Annotated in this window: 12 protein-coding genes and 3 pseudogenes; 5 read left to right on the top strand and 10 right to left on the bottom strand. The window is 38.7% G+C overall.

Going from position 1 to position 17,335, the window contains the following annotated elements; genetic code table 11:
• Positions 1 to 7 precede the first annotated feature (7 nt).
• Positions 8 to 868: pseudogene (cobA, locus tag AB1A03_RS02240) on the bottom strand (uroporphyrinogen-III C-methyltransferase).
• A 406-nt stretch (positions 869 to 1,274) separates the two neighbouring features.
• On the opposite strand from cobA, the gene AB1A03_RS02235 reads away from it, so the two are divergent.
• The 3 genes from AB1A03_RS02235 to AB1A03_RS02225 all read left to right on the top strand — a co-directional run bounded on the left by AB1A03_RS02235 (position 1,275) and on the right by AB1A03_RS02225 (position 5,162).
• Complete coding sequence (locus tag AB1A03_RS02235; protein WP_354622949.1) at positions 1,275 to 2,948, top strand: molybdopterin-dependent oxidoreductase; 1,674 nt, start codon at positions 1,275 to 1,277, stop codon at positions 2,946 to 2,948.
• Entirely contained in the window at positions 2,941 to 3,960 is a 1,020-nt protein-coding gene (locus tag AB1A03_RS02230) for a molybdopterin dinucleotide binding domain-containing protein (RefSeq protein ID WP_354622948.1), read from the top strand. The genes AB1A03_RS02235 and AB1A03_RS02230 overlap by 8 nt, the downstream gene beginning before the upstream one ends.
• Positions 3,961 to 4,190: 230 nt before the next feature.
• Positions 4,191 to 5,162, top strand: coding sequence for a magnesium transporter CorA family protein (locus AB1A03_RS02225; protein ID WP_354622947.1), 972 nt, complete (start codon positions 4,191 to 4,193; stop codon positions 5,160 to 5,162).
• Between the two features lie 53 nt (positions 5,163 to 5,215).
• Here AB1A03_RS02225 and AB1A03_RS02220 read toward each other — a convergent pair whose 3' ends face one another.
• The gene (locus tag AB1A03_RS02220) at positions 5,216 to 10,168 is read right to left on the bottom strand and encodes a response regulator (RefSeq protein ID WP_354622946.1); all 4,953 of its coding nucleotides are present in this window, start codon (positions 10,166 to 10,168) and stop codon (positions 5,216 to 5,218) included.
• A gap of 202 nt (positions 10,169 to 10,370) precedes the next feature.
• Between AB1A03_RS02220 and AB1A03_RS02215 the strand changes: the two genes are divergently transcribed.
• Positions 10,371 to 11,417: an HD domain-containing phosphohydrolase gene (locus AB1A03_RS02215; protein WP_354622945.1), complete on the top strand. Its 1,047-nt coding sequence runs from the start codon at positions 10,371 to 10,373 to the stop codon at positions 11,415 to 11,417.
• A gap of 194 nt (positions 11,418 to 11,611) precedes the next feature.
• Here the strand turns inward: AB1A03_RS02215 and AB1A03_RS02210 are convergent, their stop codons facing one another.
• Complete coding sequence (locus tag AB1A03_RS02210) at positions 11,612 to 12,217, bottom strand: dTMP kinase (RefSeq protein ID WP_354622944.1); 606 nt, start codon at positions 12,215 to 12,217, stop codon at positions 11,612 to 11,614.
• Positions 12,218 to 12,407: 190 nt separating this feature from the next.
• Here AB1A03_RS02210 and AB1A03_RS02205 point away from each other — a divergent pair.
• Positions 12,408 to 12,596 (top strand): annotated as a pseudogene (locus tag AB1A03_RS02205) (IS3 family transposase); the annotation flags it as partial.
• A 56-nt stretch (positions 12,597 to 12,652) separates the two neighbouring features.
• Here the strand turns inward: AB1A03_RS02205 and AB1A03_RS02200 are convergent.
• The 7 genes and pseudogenes from AB1A03_RS02200 to AB1A03_RS02170 all read right to left on the bottom strand — a co-directional run.
• Positions 12,653 to 13,624, bottom strand: coding sequence for a viperin family antiviral radical SAM protein (locus AB1A03_RS02200; protein ID WP_354622943.1), 972 nt, complete (start codon positions 13,622 to 13,624; stop codon positions 12,653 to 12,655).
• A 383-nt stretch (positions 13,625 to 14,007) separates the two neighbouring features.
• Positions 14,008 to 14,613 carry a dTMP kinase gene (locus AB1A03_RS02195; protein WP_354622942.1) on the bottom strand — a complete coding sequence of 202 codons (606 nt, stop codon included), beginning with the start codon at positions 14,611 to 14,613 and terminating at the stop codon, positions 14,008 to 14,010.
• A gap of 93 nt (positions 14,614 to 14,706) precedes the next feature.
• Positions 14,707 to 15,378, bottom strand: a complete 672-nt coding sequence (locus AB1A03_RS02190; protein WP_354622941.1) for a hypothetical protein — start codon at positions 15,376 to 15,378, stop codon at positions 14,707 to 14,709.
• On the bottom strand, positions 15,368 to 15,784 hold the full coding sequence (locus tag AB1A03_RS02185; RefSeq protein ID WP_354622940.1) for a hypothetical protein: 417 nt from the start codon (positions 15,782 to 15,784) through the stop codon (positions 15,368 to 15,370). Before AB1A03_RS02185 ends, AB1A03_RS02190 begins: the two co-directional genes overlap by 11 nt.
• On the bottom strand, positions 15,777 to 16,529 hold the full coding sequence (locus AB1A03_RS02180) for a hypothetical protein (protein ID WP_354622939.1): 753 nt from the start codon (positions 16,527 to 16,529) through the stop codon (positions 15,777 to 15,779). The genes AB1A03_RS02185 and AB1A03_RS02180 overlap by 8 nt, the downstream gene beginning before the upstream one ends.
• Before the next feature lie 104 nt (positions 16,530 to 16,633).
• The gene (locus AB1A03_RS02175) at positions 16,634 to 16,846 is read right to left on the bottom strand and encodes a hypothetical protein (RefSeq protein ID WP_354622938.1); all 213 of its coding nucleotides are present in this window, start codon (positions 16,844 to 16,846) and stop codon (positions 16,634 to 16,636) included.
• 113 nt (positions 16,847 to 16,959) lie between these two features.
• Positions 16,960 to 17,118 (bottom strand): annotated as a pseudogene (locus AB1A03_RS02170) (type I restriction-modification system subunit M N-terminal domain-containing protein); the annotation flags it as partial.
• Between the last annotated feature and the right edge of the window lie 217 nt (positions 17,119 to 17,335).

The raw sequence follows: 17,335 nt of genomic DNA, 5'->3' as shown, positions 1-17,335 counted from the left end.
TTCTTTATTAAGCTGATAATTGATTTATTACGCTATCGATACTGCTTTGCTGACCAACCCACTGCAACTGTTCTGCAAGAGCGACAACTTTGCCAACCACAATAAGTGCAGGGGATTGAATTTGATGCAGACTAACTAAGCTTGCTAATTGATCTAAGGTGCTGGTAATAACACGCTGCTCAGGGCAGCAACCATTTTCTATAAAGGCAACAGGTGTACTGCTCGGCATCCCCGCTTTTAATAGTTCACATTCAATAAGAGCAGCCTTACTTAAGCCCATATAAAAAACTAATGTATGCTGTAAGCCTGTTAGAGCAGACCATTGTACTGCCAACTCTTTTTCCGCATGCGCTGTGATAAAAGTACACCCTTGAGCAAGCCCACGATGAGTAAGCGGAATGCCGGCATAACTGCTACAACCTGCAGCAGCGGTAATACCAGGTACGAGGTCAACGGCTATATCCATTGCTTTCAATTGCAACATCTCTTCACCGCCACGACCAAAAACAAAGGCATCTCCTCCCTTCAAACGACAAATATTCAAACCTTGCTGTGCTTTATCGATTAGCAGTTGATTAATTTGTATTTGTGTAAAACTGTGCTGACCTTTCTTTTTTCCCACATATAATTTTTCTGTCGCAGATGGAAAAAGCGCCCGTATTTAATCGCTAACGAGATTGTCATATACAATCACATCAGCCCTTTCAATTACTCGCAATGCTTTGATGGTCAGTAAATCAGGATCACCAGGACCTGCACCCACTAATGAAACGGTGCCCCACTGCGCTTTCTGAGTAAGTTTAAGCGAGCTAACTCTTTTACTTGGTGACAATGGAATAACATCATTACTATCATTTAAACTGCTCATCACCGCCCCTTGTTATTTAACAAATAATTAACATCCATTTATTCATTAACAGCAAGCTAAGTGCCAACCTAAAAAAAAAACCTAAAAAAACAAACAAAGATATATTATTCAATTAATTACATAACTAACAAAAGTTTTAAAATTGCTCAACACATCCCTTTAACTGAGACAATGTTCAATCATGGTGTTTTTAAAATGGAGGCTGCACCAAGATATAGCGAAAACAATTCATTTACATTTAATTAACAACATGTCCATTTAAAGACAGTTCATTTTAGGGTTTTTAGTTATTGATAATAAAGAAGAAATAAGTTTTAGGTAGGCGAATAGATAAAAAAAAGACGACTTGGTCTGCTCTTTGCTCTATATCATTTAATTTATATCAATAGATAGGGATTCTATGGCCATGGAAAATAACAGCTGGACAAAAACAACCTGCGCATATTGTGGTGTTGGCTGTGGTATCGAAGCAAAAAGTAATGCACAGGGTGGAGTAGATATACGTGGAGATATTGCACACCCTGCTAATTATGGAAAACTATGCTCAAAAGGATTGGCACTAGGTGAAACGGTTAGTCATGAAGGACGCTTATTACACCCAAGCCTAGAGGGTCAAGAGACAAATTGGTCAACTGCGCTAGATCATGTCGCACAACAATTTTCCGATATCATTGCCGAGCACGGCCCTGATGCTGTAGCCTTTTATGTTTCAGGACAACTCTTAACAGAAGATTATTATGTCGCTAATAAATTAATGAAAGGATTTATTGGTAGCGCCAATATAGATACAAACTCGCGCCTGTGCATGTCATCTTCCGTCGTTGGACATAAACGCGCTTTTGGAAGTGATACCGTCCCAATATGCTACGAAGACCTTGATCATGCCGATATGGTCGTGATCACCGGTTCAAATTTAGCTTGGTGTCATCCTGTTCTATTTCAACGCTTAAAAGCAGCAAAAAAGCTACGACCTGAGCTATTTATTGTCGTTATTGACCCCCGTAAAACGGATAGCAGTGCAATTGCAGACCTACATCTCGCAATACAACCAGGCAGCGATGTCGCTTTATTTAATGGTCTGCTTTGTCATTTAGTCGCCGAGCAAAAAATCAACCCAAATTACATTGATAGCTACTGCGAAGGCTTTCAAGACGCCCTAAAAAATGCACAACAAGATTGCCAAGATGAACGTGACTTTCTTGATAGATTAACGATTTCCAAAACATTACTAACCCGCTTCTATAAGCAATTTGCAAATACCGAAAAGGTCATCACCATCTATTCTCAAGGAGTTAACCAATCTTCACAGGGCAGTGATAAGGTCAATAGCATTTTAAACTGCCACTTAGCAACTGGCCGCATTGGTAAAGCAGGCATGGGACCATTTTCAGTGACGGGGCAACCTAATGCAATGGGCGGACGTGAAGTGGGTGGATTAGCGAATACACTGGCTGCACACATGGAGTTCAACAACCCAGAAGAGCATCGTTTAATTAGTGACTTTTGGCAAAGCAATACAGTAGCAAAAGCCCCTGGGTTACAGGCCATTGATCTTTTCGATGCCATGTATGATGGCAAGATTAAAGCGGTGTGGATCATGGCAACCAATCCCGTGGTGAGTCTACCCAATAGCAATAAAATTATTGCCGCATTACAAAAATGCCCACTCGTTGTTGTCTCCGATTGCATTAAAGAGACGGCCACCAGCAAATATGCCAGCGTATTACTTCCCGCCCAGGGATGGAGTGAAAAATCAGGTACGGTGACCAATTCCGAACGTCGTATTTCAAGGCAGCGACGCCTTTTACCAACACCAGGGGAAGGTAAGCCTGATTGGTGGATCATTAGTGAAGTCGCCAAACGGATGGGATTTTCTCGACATTTTAGCTACCTTCATGAAGGAGAGATATTTAATGAATATGCACGCATGACGACCCTTGGTAATGAAAATGGTAAAAATAGAGACCTAAACCTAATCGGTTTAACACACTTAGATGCGCAAGGATATAGCCAACTGACACCACAACAGTGGCCCGTCACCAAGTTGCAAAAAAAGAATCATTCACCAACGCATGTTTAGTGATAATGTTTTTTTTACTCCCTCCAAAAAAGCGCAATTTATCGCGGTGACACATCAAAAACCCAAGGGGGTTTGCGATAACAACCACCCCTTCCTACTCAATAGTGGACGTATCCGTGACCAATGGCATACCATGACACGAACAGGTTTATCGAGTCGTTTGAGTGCACATATTGCAGAACCATTTGTCAATATCCATCCTTCTGATGCACAACAACAGCAACTCAACAATGGTGATATCGCCATGCTAAGTAATCACTATGGTAAGGCCTTAGCACGCGTAGTAATATCCACTCGAATACAACCACAACAATTGTTCATGCCGATACATTGGAATCAAAGTAACGCAAAACTAAGTAGTGTCTGCGCCTTAATACCAGCCCACAAAGATAGCTATTCGGGACAACCAGAATTTAAAACAACCCCTGTTGCTATTCAAAAATGGCCATATCAGAGTGAAGCCTTACTGTTAAGCGACGAACCGTTAAATGTCGATGCCTTTGCTTATTGGATTAAACAAAAGGTCAGTAACGGTTACTTATACCGTATTGCTGCACAACTACCGGCACAACAACTGTGCGTAAAATTACATAATTTATTAGCCAAAAAAAGTGGAAAAACCTTAAATTATAGCCGCTCAGATGACCATAACACTCCCCTTTATCGCTATGCTCATATACATAACAAACAAATTCTCGGTGCCTATATCGCGTCCAACAATTTGCAAAATCAGCCGTTAGAGTGGATGCAAAATTTACTAGATATTCGCGCAGATCACGACGTTGAGCTATCGTTCGTATCCGGTGTTGTTAAAGGAAAATTAGCCGCAGGAAAAATTATCTGCGCCTGTAAACAGGTGGGGGAAAATACGATTAAGTCGGCAATTAAAGACAAACAATTAAAAACAGTGCAAGCCATCAGCGACTGCACAGGAGCGGGGACGGGTTGCGGTAGTTGCCTGCCAGACATTCAACAACTCGTTGCAGATTACTCTCTTAGTTACAGCGCATAAGCTATTTTGGAAAGCCCGCCGAAATGCTAAGGGCAACTTCCTTGCCCGGCAGGGCGCAGCTCGCAAATCAAACCATGATCACCTTGCTTAATTATTATTAATCGTTAGTCTAAACACTTTATATCCAAGTTACCTCAAGATACTTTGTCTGGCATCTTGAGGTAACATGGGTATATATTTACGATTTAACACTATCACCCTCATTACTGCTATGGGCAAAGGTTAACGTTATGATTCAATGTATATTTATCGCCAAAAATTTAGATGCCAAATACGGTGGAAGTGAGCTCATCAAAGAATGGCAAAAAGATGATAATGGCTTGCTCTGGCTTGATATTAATGAACACGATAGCGATCAAGAACACCTGATATTAGAGCAACTCGGTTGCCATCCATTAGCGATAGAAGATGCAGTCAGGGATAACCGCCACCCTCCAAAAATTGAATTATTCGATAACTATATTTTTATGATTTATCGAGAGATATTTTCCACCAAGTCGCAGCTTGAATTTGAATTATTACCGATAGGCCTATTTGTTGGAAAACGAATTTTAATTACACGCCATGATAAAAAATCAGAGACAATCAATAATCTTTTTAATAACGAAGGGGAGAAACTATTAAAAACGAGTCCGATGACCCTCGCTTTACGCATTTTTCATTACAGTAGTGGTGCCTATATTGAAGCGTTATTACAATTTGAAGATACCTTAGAAGCGATTGAAGATGCCTTTCAAATTCAGGGTTCAGACCAAATGATGCAGAAACTCACTCTATATAGCTCGCGTTTAACTAAGCTAAAACGCACCTTTAACTACCACCTTAATATTGGTTCTGAGCTTAAATCGCTGATCGGAGATGGCACGACGATCATCGGTAAGGCTGAATCTCATTATCTCACCGATATGCAAGAACGGTTACAGCGCCTCCTGAGTTTGTCTCAGATGTATTATGACATCTGCGGTGACATCATTAATGCTTATATATCAATAACATCGCATCAACTCAATGAGACTATGCAGGCATTAACGGTGATCACTGCTATCTTCGTACCGTTAAGTTTTTTGGCAGGTATATACGGAATGAATTTTTCGTATATGCCAGAACTAAAAGCGCAATATGGCTATTTCTACCTACTTGGCATAATGGCAATCATCGCATTAGGCTTGGTGATATTTTTCAAGAAAAAACGTTGGCTATAATTTAATGCCCTATAGAAATGCCGCTAGCGATAGTAGCGGCTTTCTTTAGGGAATTAACTATTCATTTTCGTGCGTAACTCACTTAATTTATTCAACGCTTGATCAAAATTAAACTGTTCTACATCTTTTTTTAATTGATTTAATGTTTTTCGATACGATTGTAACTGTGGCACCTGTGATAATTGTTCGGTCCAATCTAAAGCGTCTGTACTGCTTTCTTCTAAACTCTGTTGAAGGTCATTAAGTAATTGTCTCAGTTGCAGATCATCCATCTCTATTAGCTGAACGTGCTGCTGTCTACTTGACAACCATAGTGCAAGGCCATCAACTAGCTGATTCAGCTCTAATTGTAGATTTAATAGCTTTTCAGAGCAGTCGCTAAAATCAATTTCCTGTTGTGCTTTTAACTCATTTTCATGCCGTAAAGCAATCTTACTAAGCTGCTCTGCACCGATATTTGCAGAGATACCTTTTAATGTATGTAAAGAACGTAGCAGCCAAGTTACATCTCGTTGCTGAATACTCTCTTCAATTTCTGCAGATAATTTTCGCGTAGAGCTGACAAATAACTCCAGTAATTTGATCGCAAAAGGGATGTCATCATTAACCATCATTTTTAAATGTTCACAATTAAGTCCCGCAATCTTCGGTAACGTCAACGCCTCCGATGACCGATTTTCTTTGCTATCCAACAGCAACAAAGGCTTAACTTCGGTTACTGTGATCCACTTCGCCATTTCAAGATAGAGATTTTTTATATGCACCGGTTTGTTTATTTGGCTGTTCATCCCACAATTGAGTGCGCGATCAACATCTTCATTCAGTGCATTAGCTGTCATCGCGATAATGGGTAATTGATCTGCCGAGTAGCGCTCGCGGATTTTTTTTGTCGCCTGATAACCATCCATCACCGGCATTTGCCCGTCCATTAACACGCAATCGTAGTGATGTTGTGTCGTTAGATTTACCGCCTCCTGCCCGTTATTGGCGATGGTGACGTTTATATTCGCTTGTTCAAGGTACTCTTTTGCCAACTGTTGGTTAAGTAAATTGTCCTCAACCAGTAAGACATTCGCACCTGCAAGCTTCTTTTTCAGTGCGCCTAATGAATGGTCCTCCTTGGGTTTGGTCAAAGCGGAGTCATCAGTTAACAGGGCAATTAACGTGTTGCCAACGGCAACCGGAGTTAAAGGTTTACTTTGAAAACGAGTCTGTGGATAACGCGCAATAATATCATCGACGAGTTCCTCTTCACTAACACGCCCAATGGTCAGTAGTTTGGTCTCCGGGTATAAGGATAAAGTCTGTAGTAACGATTCATTAACAGCGCTAATTTCACACATAACAACAGCGCGATCAGTTGCCTGCGCAAGGGTTGCCTTTAAATTTTCATGGTCACATGCAATCGCATCCATATTGACCATTTTCGCATAGGATGCCAGCATATAACTTACCCGCGCTGGTAGGCCTGCTAAAATAAGCGTCTGCTGCGCGAGCGCTTGAAATATAACCTCTGATTCAAAATGTGAAACAACGGCAAGGCGAACCTTGACATAAAAACGGCTACCTTGACCTAATTCACTTTCACACCAAACTTCTCCCCCTAATAACTCCGCCAACCGCTTACTGATAGCCAACCCTAGCCCAGTACCACCAAACTTACGAGATGTCGAAGCATCTCCTTGCTCAAAGGAGCGGAATAATCGACGTTGCTGATTTTCCGAGATACCAATTCCGAAATCTTCCACGCAAAAAGTCAGTTCGGCATTTTTTCCTATGCTATTGACGGTGCAACTCAACAATACATCGCTATTATTTGGTGAAAATTTAATGGCATTATTACAAAAATTAATCAAAATTTGATTTAAGCGAAGTGGATCACCGTGTAAATAACGCGGCGTATCTTTGGATAAATTGATAATAAATTCAATCTGCTTTTCATCGAGTTTATGGCTTAAAACATTGAGCAGATTACTCAATAAATCGGACAAGTCGAAGTCAATATTATCAATATCTAATTTATGTGCTTCAATTTTTGAAAAATCTAAAATATCATTAACGATACCGAGCAACGAAGAAGCGGCTTGATGCACTTTCGAGACATAATCACGCTGCTTACTAGAAAGGTCTGTTTGTAGAGCCAAGTAAGACATACCCAAAATCGCATTCATCGGGGTGCGTATTTCATGGGACATATTGGCTAAGAAGTTTGACTTAGCTTCATTCGCTGCTTCAGCCCCCTCTTTAGCGGTAGCGAGCTCTAATTGAGCTTGCTTACTTTCGGTAATGTCCTGCGCCCAGCAGAGATTAGCATACCCATTATCATATTGAGCATGATAAGTGGTGATCAGCATATTACGTTTATTACCATCGACATCTAATATGATCGTTTCGAAGACAACATCCGTTGATGTAGAATCAATACTATGGATATTTTTCATATAGTCTTCGTGATTAGCAAAAATATCTAATAAAGAATTACCCACCCTTAATCCTGTCATTTTCAGCATAGTGCGATTAACATACAGGCATGTTTTATCGCGACACATCCACACCCCAACGGGGCTATTACCCAACACTTGCTTTAAGGTATCTCGCTCACTTTCTATTAATTGACTAACCAGACGCCGCTCGCTCAAATCTTGAAAAGAAGCGAGAATATAGAATTCCCCATCCAGCTCTATTTTCTTTAAACGCACTTCTATCGGAATAGTCGCACCATTTAATATTGTCATTTCAACTTCAAATGCACAGCTGCCAAACTTAAAGGCATGAGCAAATTGCTCATGTATATCATTTACCTTAGGGTTGCCAGCGTGAATAGCTGCAAGACTTTTCCCTTCTATCGCCTTAACTTCTGTTAGCCCGAACAACTCAGCAAATGATGAGTTTATTTGAAAAATATTCTCTTTTTCATCCAATATAACGCAAGGCTCAATCGCCGATTCAAACAACACTTGGAACTTTTTGGCACTGGCTATTAATTGCGCTTCGGTCAATTTTCGGTGAGAAACCTCTTGCTTTAAGCGACTTGCCCATATACTAAAAAAAACAAGAATCAATACAACCGAAAATGCAGCCTGCTGCACCCACTCCCACACCTGCTGTTTATTAAAACCAACAGTGTATTGGTCACGTATCCAGCGACTTTCAATTTCTTTAATTCTATTCTCAGGAAGCGTTAAAAAAGCTTTATTTAATATACTCTGAAGCTCGGGCAAGTCATTACGGACTCCAATGGAGAGACCAAAACGATAATCGGAAAAGGCAACAATTTGCAAATTATTAAACTTAACCGCGTTAAGAAATGGCGTTGCCGAGGGAGCAATCACAAATGCCGCTGTGGTTTTTTTATCGACCACGGCCTGCAAGGCTAGCTCGACACTTTTAAATGGCACCAATTGAATATCAGGATAATCCTCCAACAGCTGCAATTGAGTAATATTGCCATCAACCACACTCACCCGTTTACCGCTTAAATCGCTAAGGCTATCTATCCCGTATGTACTATCGAGGGTAATAATAGCCGGAGGTACTCGATATAACTCATTAGTCAGTAACATATCCTCTTGACGCAAGGGGTGATTGGCAACAATAGAGAGCATCTCTAACTGTCCATTTAATACCCCCTGCCGCGCATTTTTCCAGGATCCTTTATTTTCAAAGATAAATTTAAGCGGCAAGATGGGGACAACCTCTCTGATAAGATCGGCCATTACCCCTTGATGATGTGAGTTACCATCAATAAAATCTAATGGCCCCCCCTTTGGGTCGACCCCCACCCGAATAAGACGGTGATTTAAAATAAACGCTTTTTCCTGTGGTGATAAGGTCGCTATAAATAACTGCGTTTGAGAGTTAGGGAGTAAGCTTTCAACGCGAAAATCAGCCACCAGTAAATCATCATTTAAAGCCCGTGAAACCTGAAAAAAATCAGGCCGCAAATCATCAAAACTTAATAGCTTTTGATATTCCATATAACTATTTTGTGCCACAAGCAAAGGCGAAATAGAAAAATCAAAGTTTTGTAGCTGTGCTTCCTTACCATGAAAATAATCAAACATGAGCACCACGGCGAAGGCACCATAAAACTCGGTATTTGCAACGGCGGCATATATACTTTTATCCTGTATTGCATCAGCAATCCCAGGCAACCAATTCATCGCCGCAATTTTAGGCTTTACATCACTTGGGTCGTTTTTTGCCGCCTCCGCAACGGCTAAAGCCATTTCCGCATTCATCACAATAACGCTTTGTTGTGGCCCTGCATTTTGATAAGCAGCTAAGGCTTGCTCGGCACTCCAATCAGTATAAGCAACAGTGAGCTGTGTGTTGGGATTACGCTCTTTAACATATTTTTCAATCCCCTTTATACGCTTCTGCACCTCCTCACTACTCTCCAACCCGGCAATAATCAGCAGCGTTTCATCATCCTCAATATTGCTCGGAGGTAACAATTGCTGAATAATTTTTCTGCCCGTCACGAAGTCGTCGCCATGAACACGCCCTATCCAATTCGAGAAAAGCCCCCTTAATAAAGTTGATGATTGCCTAAAGTCTGATTGTAAGGTGATCACAGGAATATCATGCTGATTAGCCGCATCGAGCAACTCATCCCCTTGGCCTAAAATAGGCACAAAAATAAGCCCTTGAACTTGCTCTTTAATCGCTTGCTTACCTAAATCAAGCAGGGTATTAACCGTTCCATCACCATAAACGATATTCAATTCAATATTTAGGTCCTCCGCTGCAATATTGGAAAACTTAGCAACTTGCTGCCAATAGCTGCGCTTTGTATCTAAAATCATGGTTACTTTAGGACGCTTTAAATATTGGCTAAAAGGTTGAATCTGGCTTATGTTTTTTACATCGGCATGGTCTGCAAAAGTTGGTTTTATGACGCAAAAACAGATGACAACTAACAAAAAGAGTCTCTTTGCGGCAATAAAACAGCCAGAAAACAGATTTTTTATCTTAAGGTTATTATTTTGAATTGTTTCTTTCACTTTTGGCCCACAATGACATTTAAAAGAGATATCGACTACCCTTAAGGGATGGATATGGAATAATGAGAAGTAATCCGTTATTATAACACTTCATGTCCATTTACTTTGCATCAACAATTTGCAATTATTTATCTAACTCACTTTACTTTGTATTAACATATTACAGAGGGTTTTTTACTTAATATATCCCCAAGGCAAGAAAATGGAATCAAAGCAACAGAACATAACTATTTTGGTCGTTGATGATGTCCCTGAAAACATCCAACTTATCCATAATACATTATCAAAAGATTATACCATTCGTGCCGCGACATCAGGTAAAAGAGCACTGCAACTTGCCGAGAAGCACCCCCTACCGGATTTGATTTTACTTGATGTGATGATGCCAGAAATGGATGGCTTTGAAACCTGCAAACAGCTCAAAATGAACACCATAACCTCAAACATTCCAATTATGTTTGTCACTGCCAAAACAGAAACAGTAGATGAAACGAAAGGTTTTACACTCGGTGCAGTGGATTATATCTCCAAACCTATTAGTCCAATCGTCCTTAAATTACGCGTTGAAACCCAACTTAAATTGGCAAATCGCGAACGCCACCTCGAAGAAATGGTGAAAAAACGCACGCAGGAGCTAGAGCAAAGTCGTTGCAACCTTATCTATCGACTTGGCAAAGCCGCAGAATTTCGCGATAACGAAACAAGTTTTCATTTGGTACGCGTCAGCCACTACAGCAAAACATTAGCTGAACATATCGGCATGACTAAACCATGGTGCAAATTATTAGTGGATGCAGCCCCCATGCATGATATAGGTAAAATCGGCGTGCCTGATGCCGTGCTACTAAAACCAGGGCGACTCACTCCCGATGAGCGCTTAGTCATAGAGCAACACCCTATTTTTGGCGGTGAAATTTTAAGTGGAGATGATTCTCCCTTGTTGGTAATGGCACATGAAATTGCATTAAGCCACCATGAGCGTTGGGATGGCACTGGTTACCCCTATAAGTTAGCAGGCGAGGAAATTCCCTTATCAGCTCGAATTGTTTCCATTGCCGATGTGTTTGATGCCCTAACCACCACAAGGCCCTATAAACAGGGTTGGCCATTAGAGGATGCGATAGACTTTATTGGCAAAGGCAGCGGCACAATGTTTGACCCACAATTAGTCAGCGCCTTTTTTGAATGCATTGATAAGATTAAATCGATTTATAGTGATACAAGCTCAGAGTTAAGAGTAGCAGAGTAAAGGCACTTAGCCTGCTTACAAATGTAAGCAGCAAATCCCCGCCCAAGACCATAACGGCCAAGCTAGTTGACGCCTAACATCTAATAACTTATTAACAAGGAGCTAATATGGGCCATGATCTGTATGTCTGAATTCTAAAGCCACAACAATAATGTTTAAGCATGCCCATTATAAATACTGAACTGAACCTAGTTTTAATTACTCCCTCCAGAGAGAACGAGATCAATCTGGTCTTTCATTAGCTGATAATTTTCTTCCACAGACCGACCATGTTTTTCTGATGTGTCAATCTCTACAATGGGAATATCAAACCACTGAAATATTTTTTTGTAGGCTGTTTCTACACAATTATTTTGCGTTATAGCATCGCCGTACCACTGAAGTGTGCCTCCTCTGGTCTCTATCCTACTGTTTATAGTTTCAGCATCAGCCTTAACAAAGACAATTACTTCAGGAAGAAGAATATTTTGGGTAATTTTAAGCGTATCAAAGATCTGCTTGACTATATCTTCTTCAAGTATAATTGTCTGGTATGCCAAGGTTGAAAAGATATACCTGTCCAGTACCACATCTCCAGATTCTAATGCACCCGAGACTTCATGACTCTTTAATAAGTTGTTCAACAAAAAAAACAGTAAAGCGCTCTCCTTTGACTGGTAGGAGTCAATGACCTTTCGTAATGCCTTTGCTTCTTTCACTACAGCAGAATGAACAACTGAGCTTCTATCTTTTGCATAAAGTGAGCTTAACGTTGTTTTTCCGCAGGCATCCAGTCCTTCAAAAACAATAAATTTATTCATTTTTATTCTCATTTTTTATAATGTAATAGTCGCTTTTTTGAAGGGCGCTTAGACCTCATGCAGGATACCTAATGCATTACCCATACACAAAAATTTGAACGCCCTCTATTTACTTTTTTAATCATCTTAGCTGGTATAACGCTTTTAAATTTATCCTGTGCTTGCTTATCTCCGATGAGGTTTGGGCTTAAGCTTTTTTCAATTATTAAAACGAGAGCGTATTAAGAAGAAAATATACTCTACAAGGGAAGATGCGCGAAGCGAAATATTCGATTATATTGAAATTTTTTATAACAACAAACGCAAACATGGTTCCAATAATTTATTGTCGCCAGTAGACTATGAAAAGCGCTATCAAGAAAGGCTAGAAAGTGCCTAGTAAAATAGTGTCGATTCAGAGCCACAAATTGTTTGTCATCAGAAGTGGTATTCATGCTATTCTCCTTGACTTAAAGAGGCTAACTGTTCGTTTTGTTTGAATATATATTCATTGTTACTAATAAGCTTAATTGCGTTATCAGTAGAAGGCTTCTGATAACGACTAGTGAATGTTTCCCAATTAATCTCGCAGACACTTAATGCTTGATCAACGCTAACATCCAGAATCAATTCGCCATATTGATAACCTACTTGTGTTGAACTATTCTGATAAAATCGACCTTGGGGATTGATCATTAAATATGAATTAGTCATCGCATCGTTATCCTCAATGACCATCACACCCTCTAATTGAGCATGATGTTCACCAAACTCAGTAAACTGTTTATCAGTCACTAGCAGATGATTATTTAATACAGGAAGAACCTGAAAGACCTTCCATTTATCAGGCTGCAACTGTGTAATTAACCCTACAAATGACTCTTGATAATTTAAACTATTAACAACCGTATTTACCTTTATCGAAATAGATGGATTGATCTTGCGAAGGCGTTCAACGGTATTAATTAAATCAACTTCATCAAATGAATTACCCTTACAATCTATTCTTCCAATATTTTTCCTCACATCAGCAGATTGACTATCAAAACTAATACCAATCATCGAGAATAAAGCACCATAATTATCGACAAACTCTTTGGTTAGATAATGCCCATTAGTTATAAGCGATAAGTTAAAACCAAGCTCCTTAGCTTTTATAATGAGTTGTGAAAAACGGTTTTTAAGGATTAGTGGCTCACCACCTGCAAAATTAATGCGAACACTTTTATAAGGAAAGACCGATTTAACTTTATTACCAGCTTCATTGAAAAAATAGCGAGCAAGCTTTTCTAGCATCAATTCGGCGTTGTAACCTTGAGTATGAATTTCGTTTGGACGATCCCACTTTGCATAACAAAACTTACATGAATAATTACAGATCTCTGTAACGTGATAATTAATTACTAATTCGTCAAATGAATTACTCATGAGAACCTCCTAGTACAAGTGCAAGAAGGTCTGTTTTAATAACAGTGTCAGATGGGGAAAGTTGATCAGTCGTATTGAGTAACGAAAAAAGAATTAAATGATACATATTGTACTCCTAATATCACCACACTATGCGGTGACTTCAGGAGCAAGTATCAAACTGTTAAATTCACAAAAAAGAGAAAATAAAAATTATTCAATATTTATTTTGCAGTTATTTATACTCTTCATAGCGGTCTTCTACATCTAACTCAATTGGGATTAGTTGTGCAGGTTTATCATGCTTATCATCTTTCAGTGACATAAAAGCCCATTACCAGAGAACTGATAATGGGCTTTATAACCATTTGGATCGGATAACCAAAAACGTTTCCTATTTTGTATTAATTTTTTCCAGCAGAAAGAACACGATCAATCTTTTCTTGCATCAGCTGATAATTTTCAGCTATCGAGCGACCATGCTTTTCTGATGTATCAATCTCTACAATGGGAATATCAAACCACTTAAAAATCTTTTTGTAGGGACTCTCTACACAGTTATTTTGTGTTATTTCATCACCGTACCATTGGCCATTACCAACTCTGGCTTTTATCCTGCTCTTTATCGTTTCCGCATCAGCCTTAACAAAAACGATGACGTCAGGAAGAATAAGTCTTTCAGCAATATTAAGGGTATCAAAGAGGCTCCTAACTGTATTTTCTCCAAGCATAATGCTCTGGTATGCCAAGGTTGAAAATATGTATCTGTCTAGTATGACATCCCCCGACTGTAAAGCACCAGAGACCTCATGACTCTTTAAAAAGTTATTCAACAAAAAAAATAACAAAGCGCTTTCCTTTGACTGATAACAGTCAATAACTTTTCTCAGTTCCTGTGATTCTTCCACCACTGCGGAATAAACAACGGAATTTCTCTGTTTTGCATAAAGTGAGCTCAGCGTTGTTTTTCCACAAGCATCAAGACCTTCAAAAACAATAAATTTATTCATTTTTCTTTATCCTTATATCACCGCACTGTGCGGTGACTTCAGGAGCAAGTATCAAACTGTGAAATTCACAAAAAAGGGAAAATAAGCAGTTATTTAATACTTATTAAGTAATTGGCTGTACTCTTCATATTCAGCTTCTTTACTATGATAAAGCTGTACCAACCATTCACCATGTTCGCTAATAAAAGCCTGAGGATTGTTTTCTATTAGCTTACCAAGCACACCAAACTGACCTTGAATAACCGCTTTTAACGCTAAATCGTATGCGCTTGAGTTTTCATCAAATTCAATTGAAGCAGCAATCATCTCCATCGAACTATATTTGCCTTCATTAAAAGGATAAGGGATTTCATCCTGCGACCAATCTTTTTCACCACTTAATAAAAAAGCGCGCAAATCAGTCACACGTTTATCAAGCGCCTGAAATAATATTTTCTTTGCCCTCCACTCATTGGCAAATTGGTCAAAACTAGCGGCCTCCATTGCTTCGCCACTCAACCAGTTAATCACTAATTTTTTATCTTCAAATAAAGTATCTAAAATAACAAGATTACGGATAAAAGTATGATTGCCCGGCTTAATAGGTTTAGGCACATAATCAACAGATTCTGAATTGGCATCTTTCTGATCAAGCAATTTAGCTTTAAGCTTTTTATCTTTAACGTAATAATTCAGACGACCTCTTAAACGCTCTGGTAAAAGATTTCTTTGAATACCTAATGCTTCGCAGGCAATGGCGGCAATACTTGTGTTTTTACCCGCCATAACAAGAAAGTCTCTCTCTAATTGCCTCTAAAGAACTCGCATTTTCAGCAATTCTTAAATATTCATTCTGACGCACATGGGTGCCACAGTTCTGTGCAATTCGATAAATAACCCCAACACAAATACCTGCATAATGCGCTTCTGAAACAGATGTGCTGAAAGCGGGTAAAAGTGCATTTTTTTGTTCTACAAATTCTGAACATGATTCTTTTATAGGAACTATTTCAAAAGACCAATATCCTGTACATTGTCCTGCTAAGTGAGCCTCACTGACAGAGGTAGACATTTCTGTTAATAGAGACATTTGCTGCTCTTTCTTTTCTTTACAAGCAAGATTTAAATTTATAGATGCAACCGTGCTTGCACTAAATAAAATACTTATTAATATCGAAACCCATTTAAACATTAGCTGACTCTTTTGCTGCTGAAGTGATAGGGGTTTCATCAACAAGATTATTCGCCTTATAATGAAATAAACATAGAATAGACAAGCTGATAATAATCACATCATCAACCCAATAGGGTTTAAAATTAGCTGTTAAAGCAATGGGTACAAGACATAACAAACTCACTTTCAATAGTGTATTTAACGAGTGTATTCCTAAGAGACTAACTCGGAACTTGAATGGACTAATTGGTGATTTTTTAAATGGTTTTACTAGCCTAAGAGCCGTTTTAAAGTGCAAAAAACACAACCAAAATAAAATCAGAATAACAATCAAATTATTTTGTGTTTTCACCACCATCATCAAACTAGCACTACCTAATATAAAGAGAGCAACAAGGGTAAGCAAAAAGTGAATTAAAGAATGAGTCCCATTACTACTCCTTTTTTGCTGTGCGATATGTTTTTTCCTAGAAACAAAGTAAAACGTCGATTTTTCATCTGAGTTTGTCGTCTTTGTTAACTTGGATAAATAATCAAACACAAGCATATGCAGAGCCTTGTACTTAATAAACCCAGATTCTGAGAATAAAAAGTCTTCATTTTCATCTAACAAAGTATTTTTTTGCTCTAAATAACTAAAGGCTTCTATAACAGAATCAAGTTTGCTTTTTTCTTCACCTGTCACATTAGCCATACATGCAGGAAAACCGACATCACCTTTTAAACATTCTAAAGTACTGCGCCACTGCTGAATTAATTCCAATTGGGATTTTGCCTGAGTAGGCTCTGATGTGCGATTCATGTCGTTCTAAACCTTTCCTTTTTCAAATTACTTTATGATGTATAACTTTCGATTTTTACATCTCATTATACGAGTTCTTTTAATTTATTTTTAAATGCCACTTGTGCTTTATTAAATGAGTTTTCGTCACCTATTTTCATAAAGTCTTTAAAATGTAGCCACATTTCTAGTACAGATATATATCCAAAATTATCTATTTCAGGATCAACACCACTTAAATATTTTTCTGGGGGCTCTAGAAATTCATCGACATACCAGATTTTACCATTTGCAAGCACAAAATATTGCTAGCCTTCGTCAAAATTATAATCAATTAATCTTGTACCTTTGTTGATTGAAACAAGCCACTTTTCATCTACTGTTTTTCCTATGGGTTTAAATCCATATTTAATTAATAAACTACAACTAACCGCAAAATAAACCCGTGCTTTCCAATAGTCATTTTGTTTCTTCCCTGCAAGATGGTAACGATAAATTTAAGGAAAATAAGGCATAAGACAATGTGCTTGTATTCCGAGGATTCAACACTGCCACGTAACTTATTGGCGCTATCCCATAACGCTTCTCCGAAACCAACTTGTGATTTTTTTTTGTTGTTTTAACCTGGTATTTTACCACCACCTCAAACCTAAGTCATTGTTAATGTATGACTTTGCTCTTTAATAATTTCAATAACAACAAACGCATCACAAATAACTCTACATCAAATCAACTACTTTTAGAATATTATGAAATAGGTATTTATATCAGACATAAAAAAACCTTCG

It is taken from the genome of Psychromonas sp. MME2 (genome assembly GCF_040566515.1).
In the GTDB taxonomy this organism is placed as follows: Bacteria; Pseudomonadota; Gammaproteobacteria; order Enterobacterales; family Psychromonadaceae; genus Psychromonas.
Note: the sequence above shows the minus strand (reverse complement) of the source record. Positions and strands in the feature narration are given on the sequence as shown.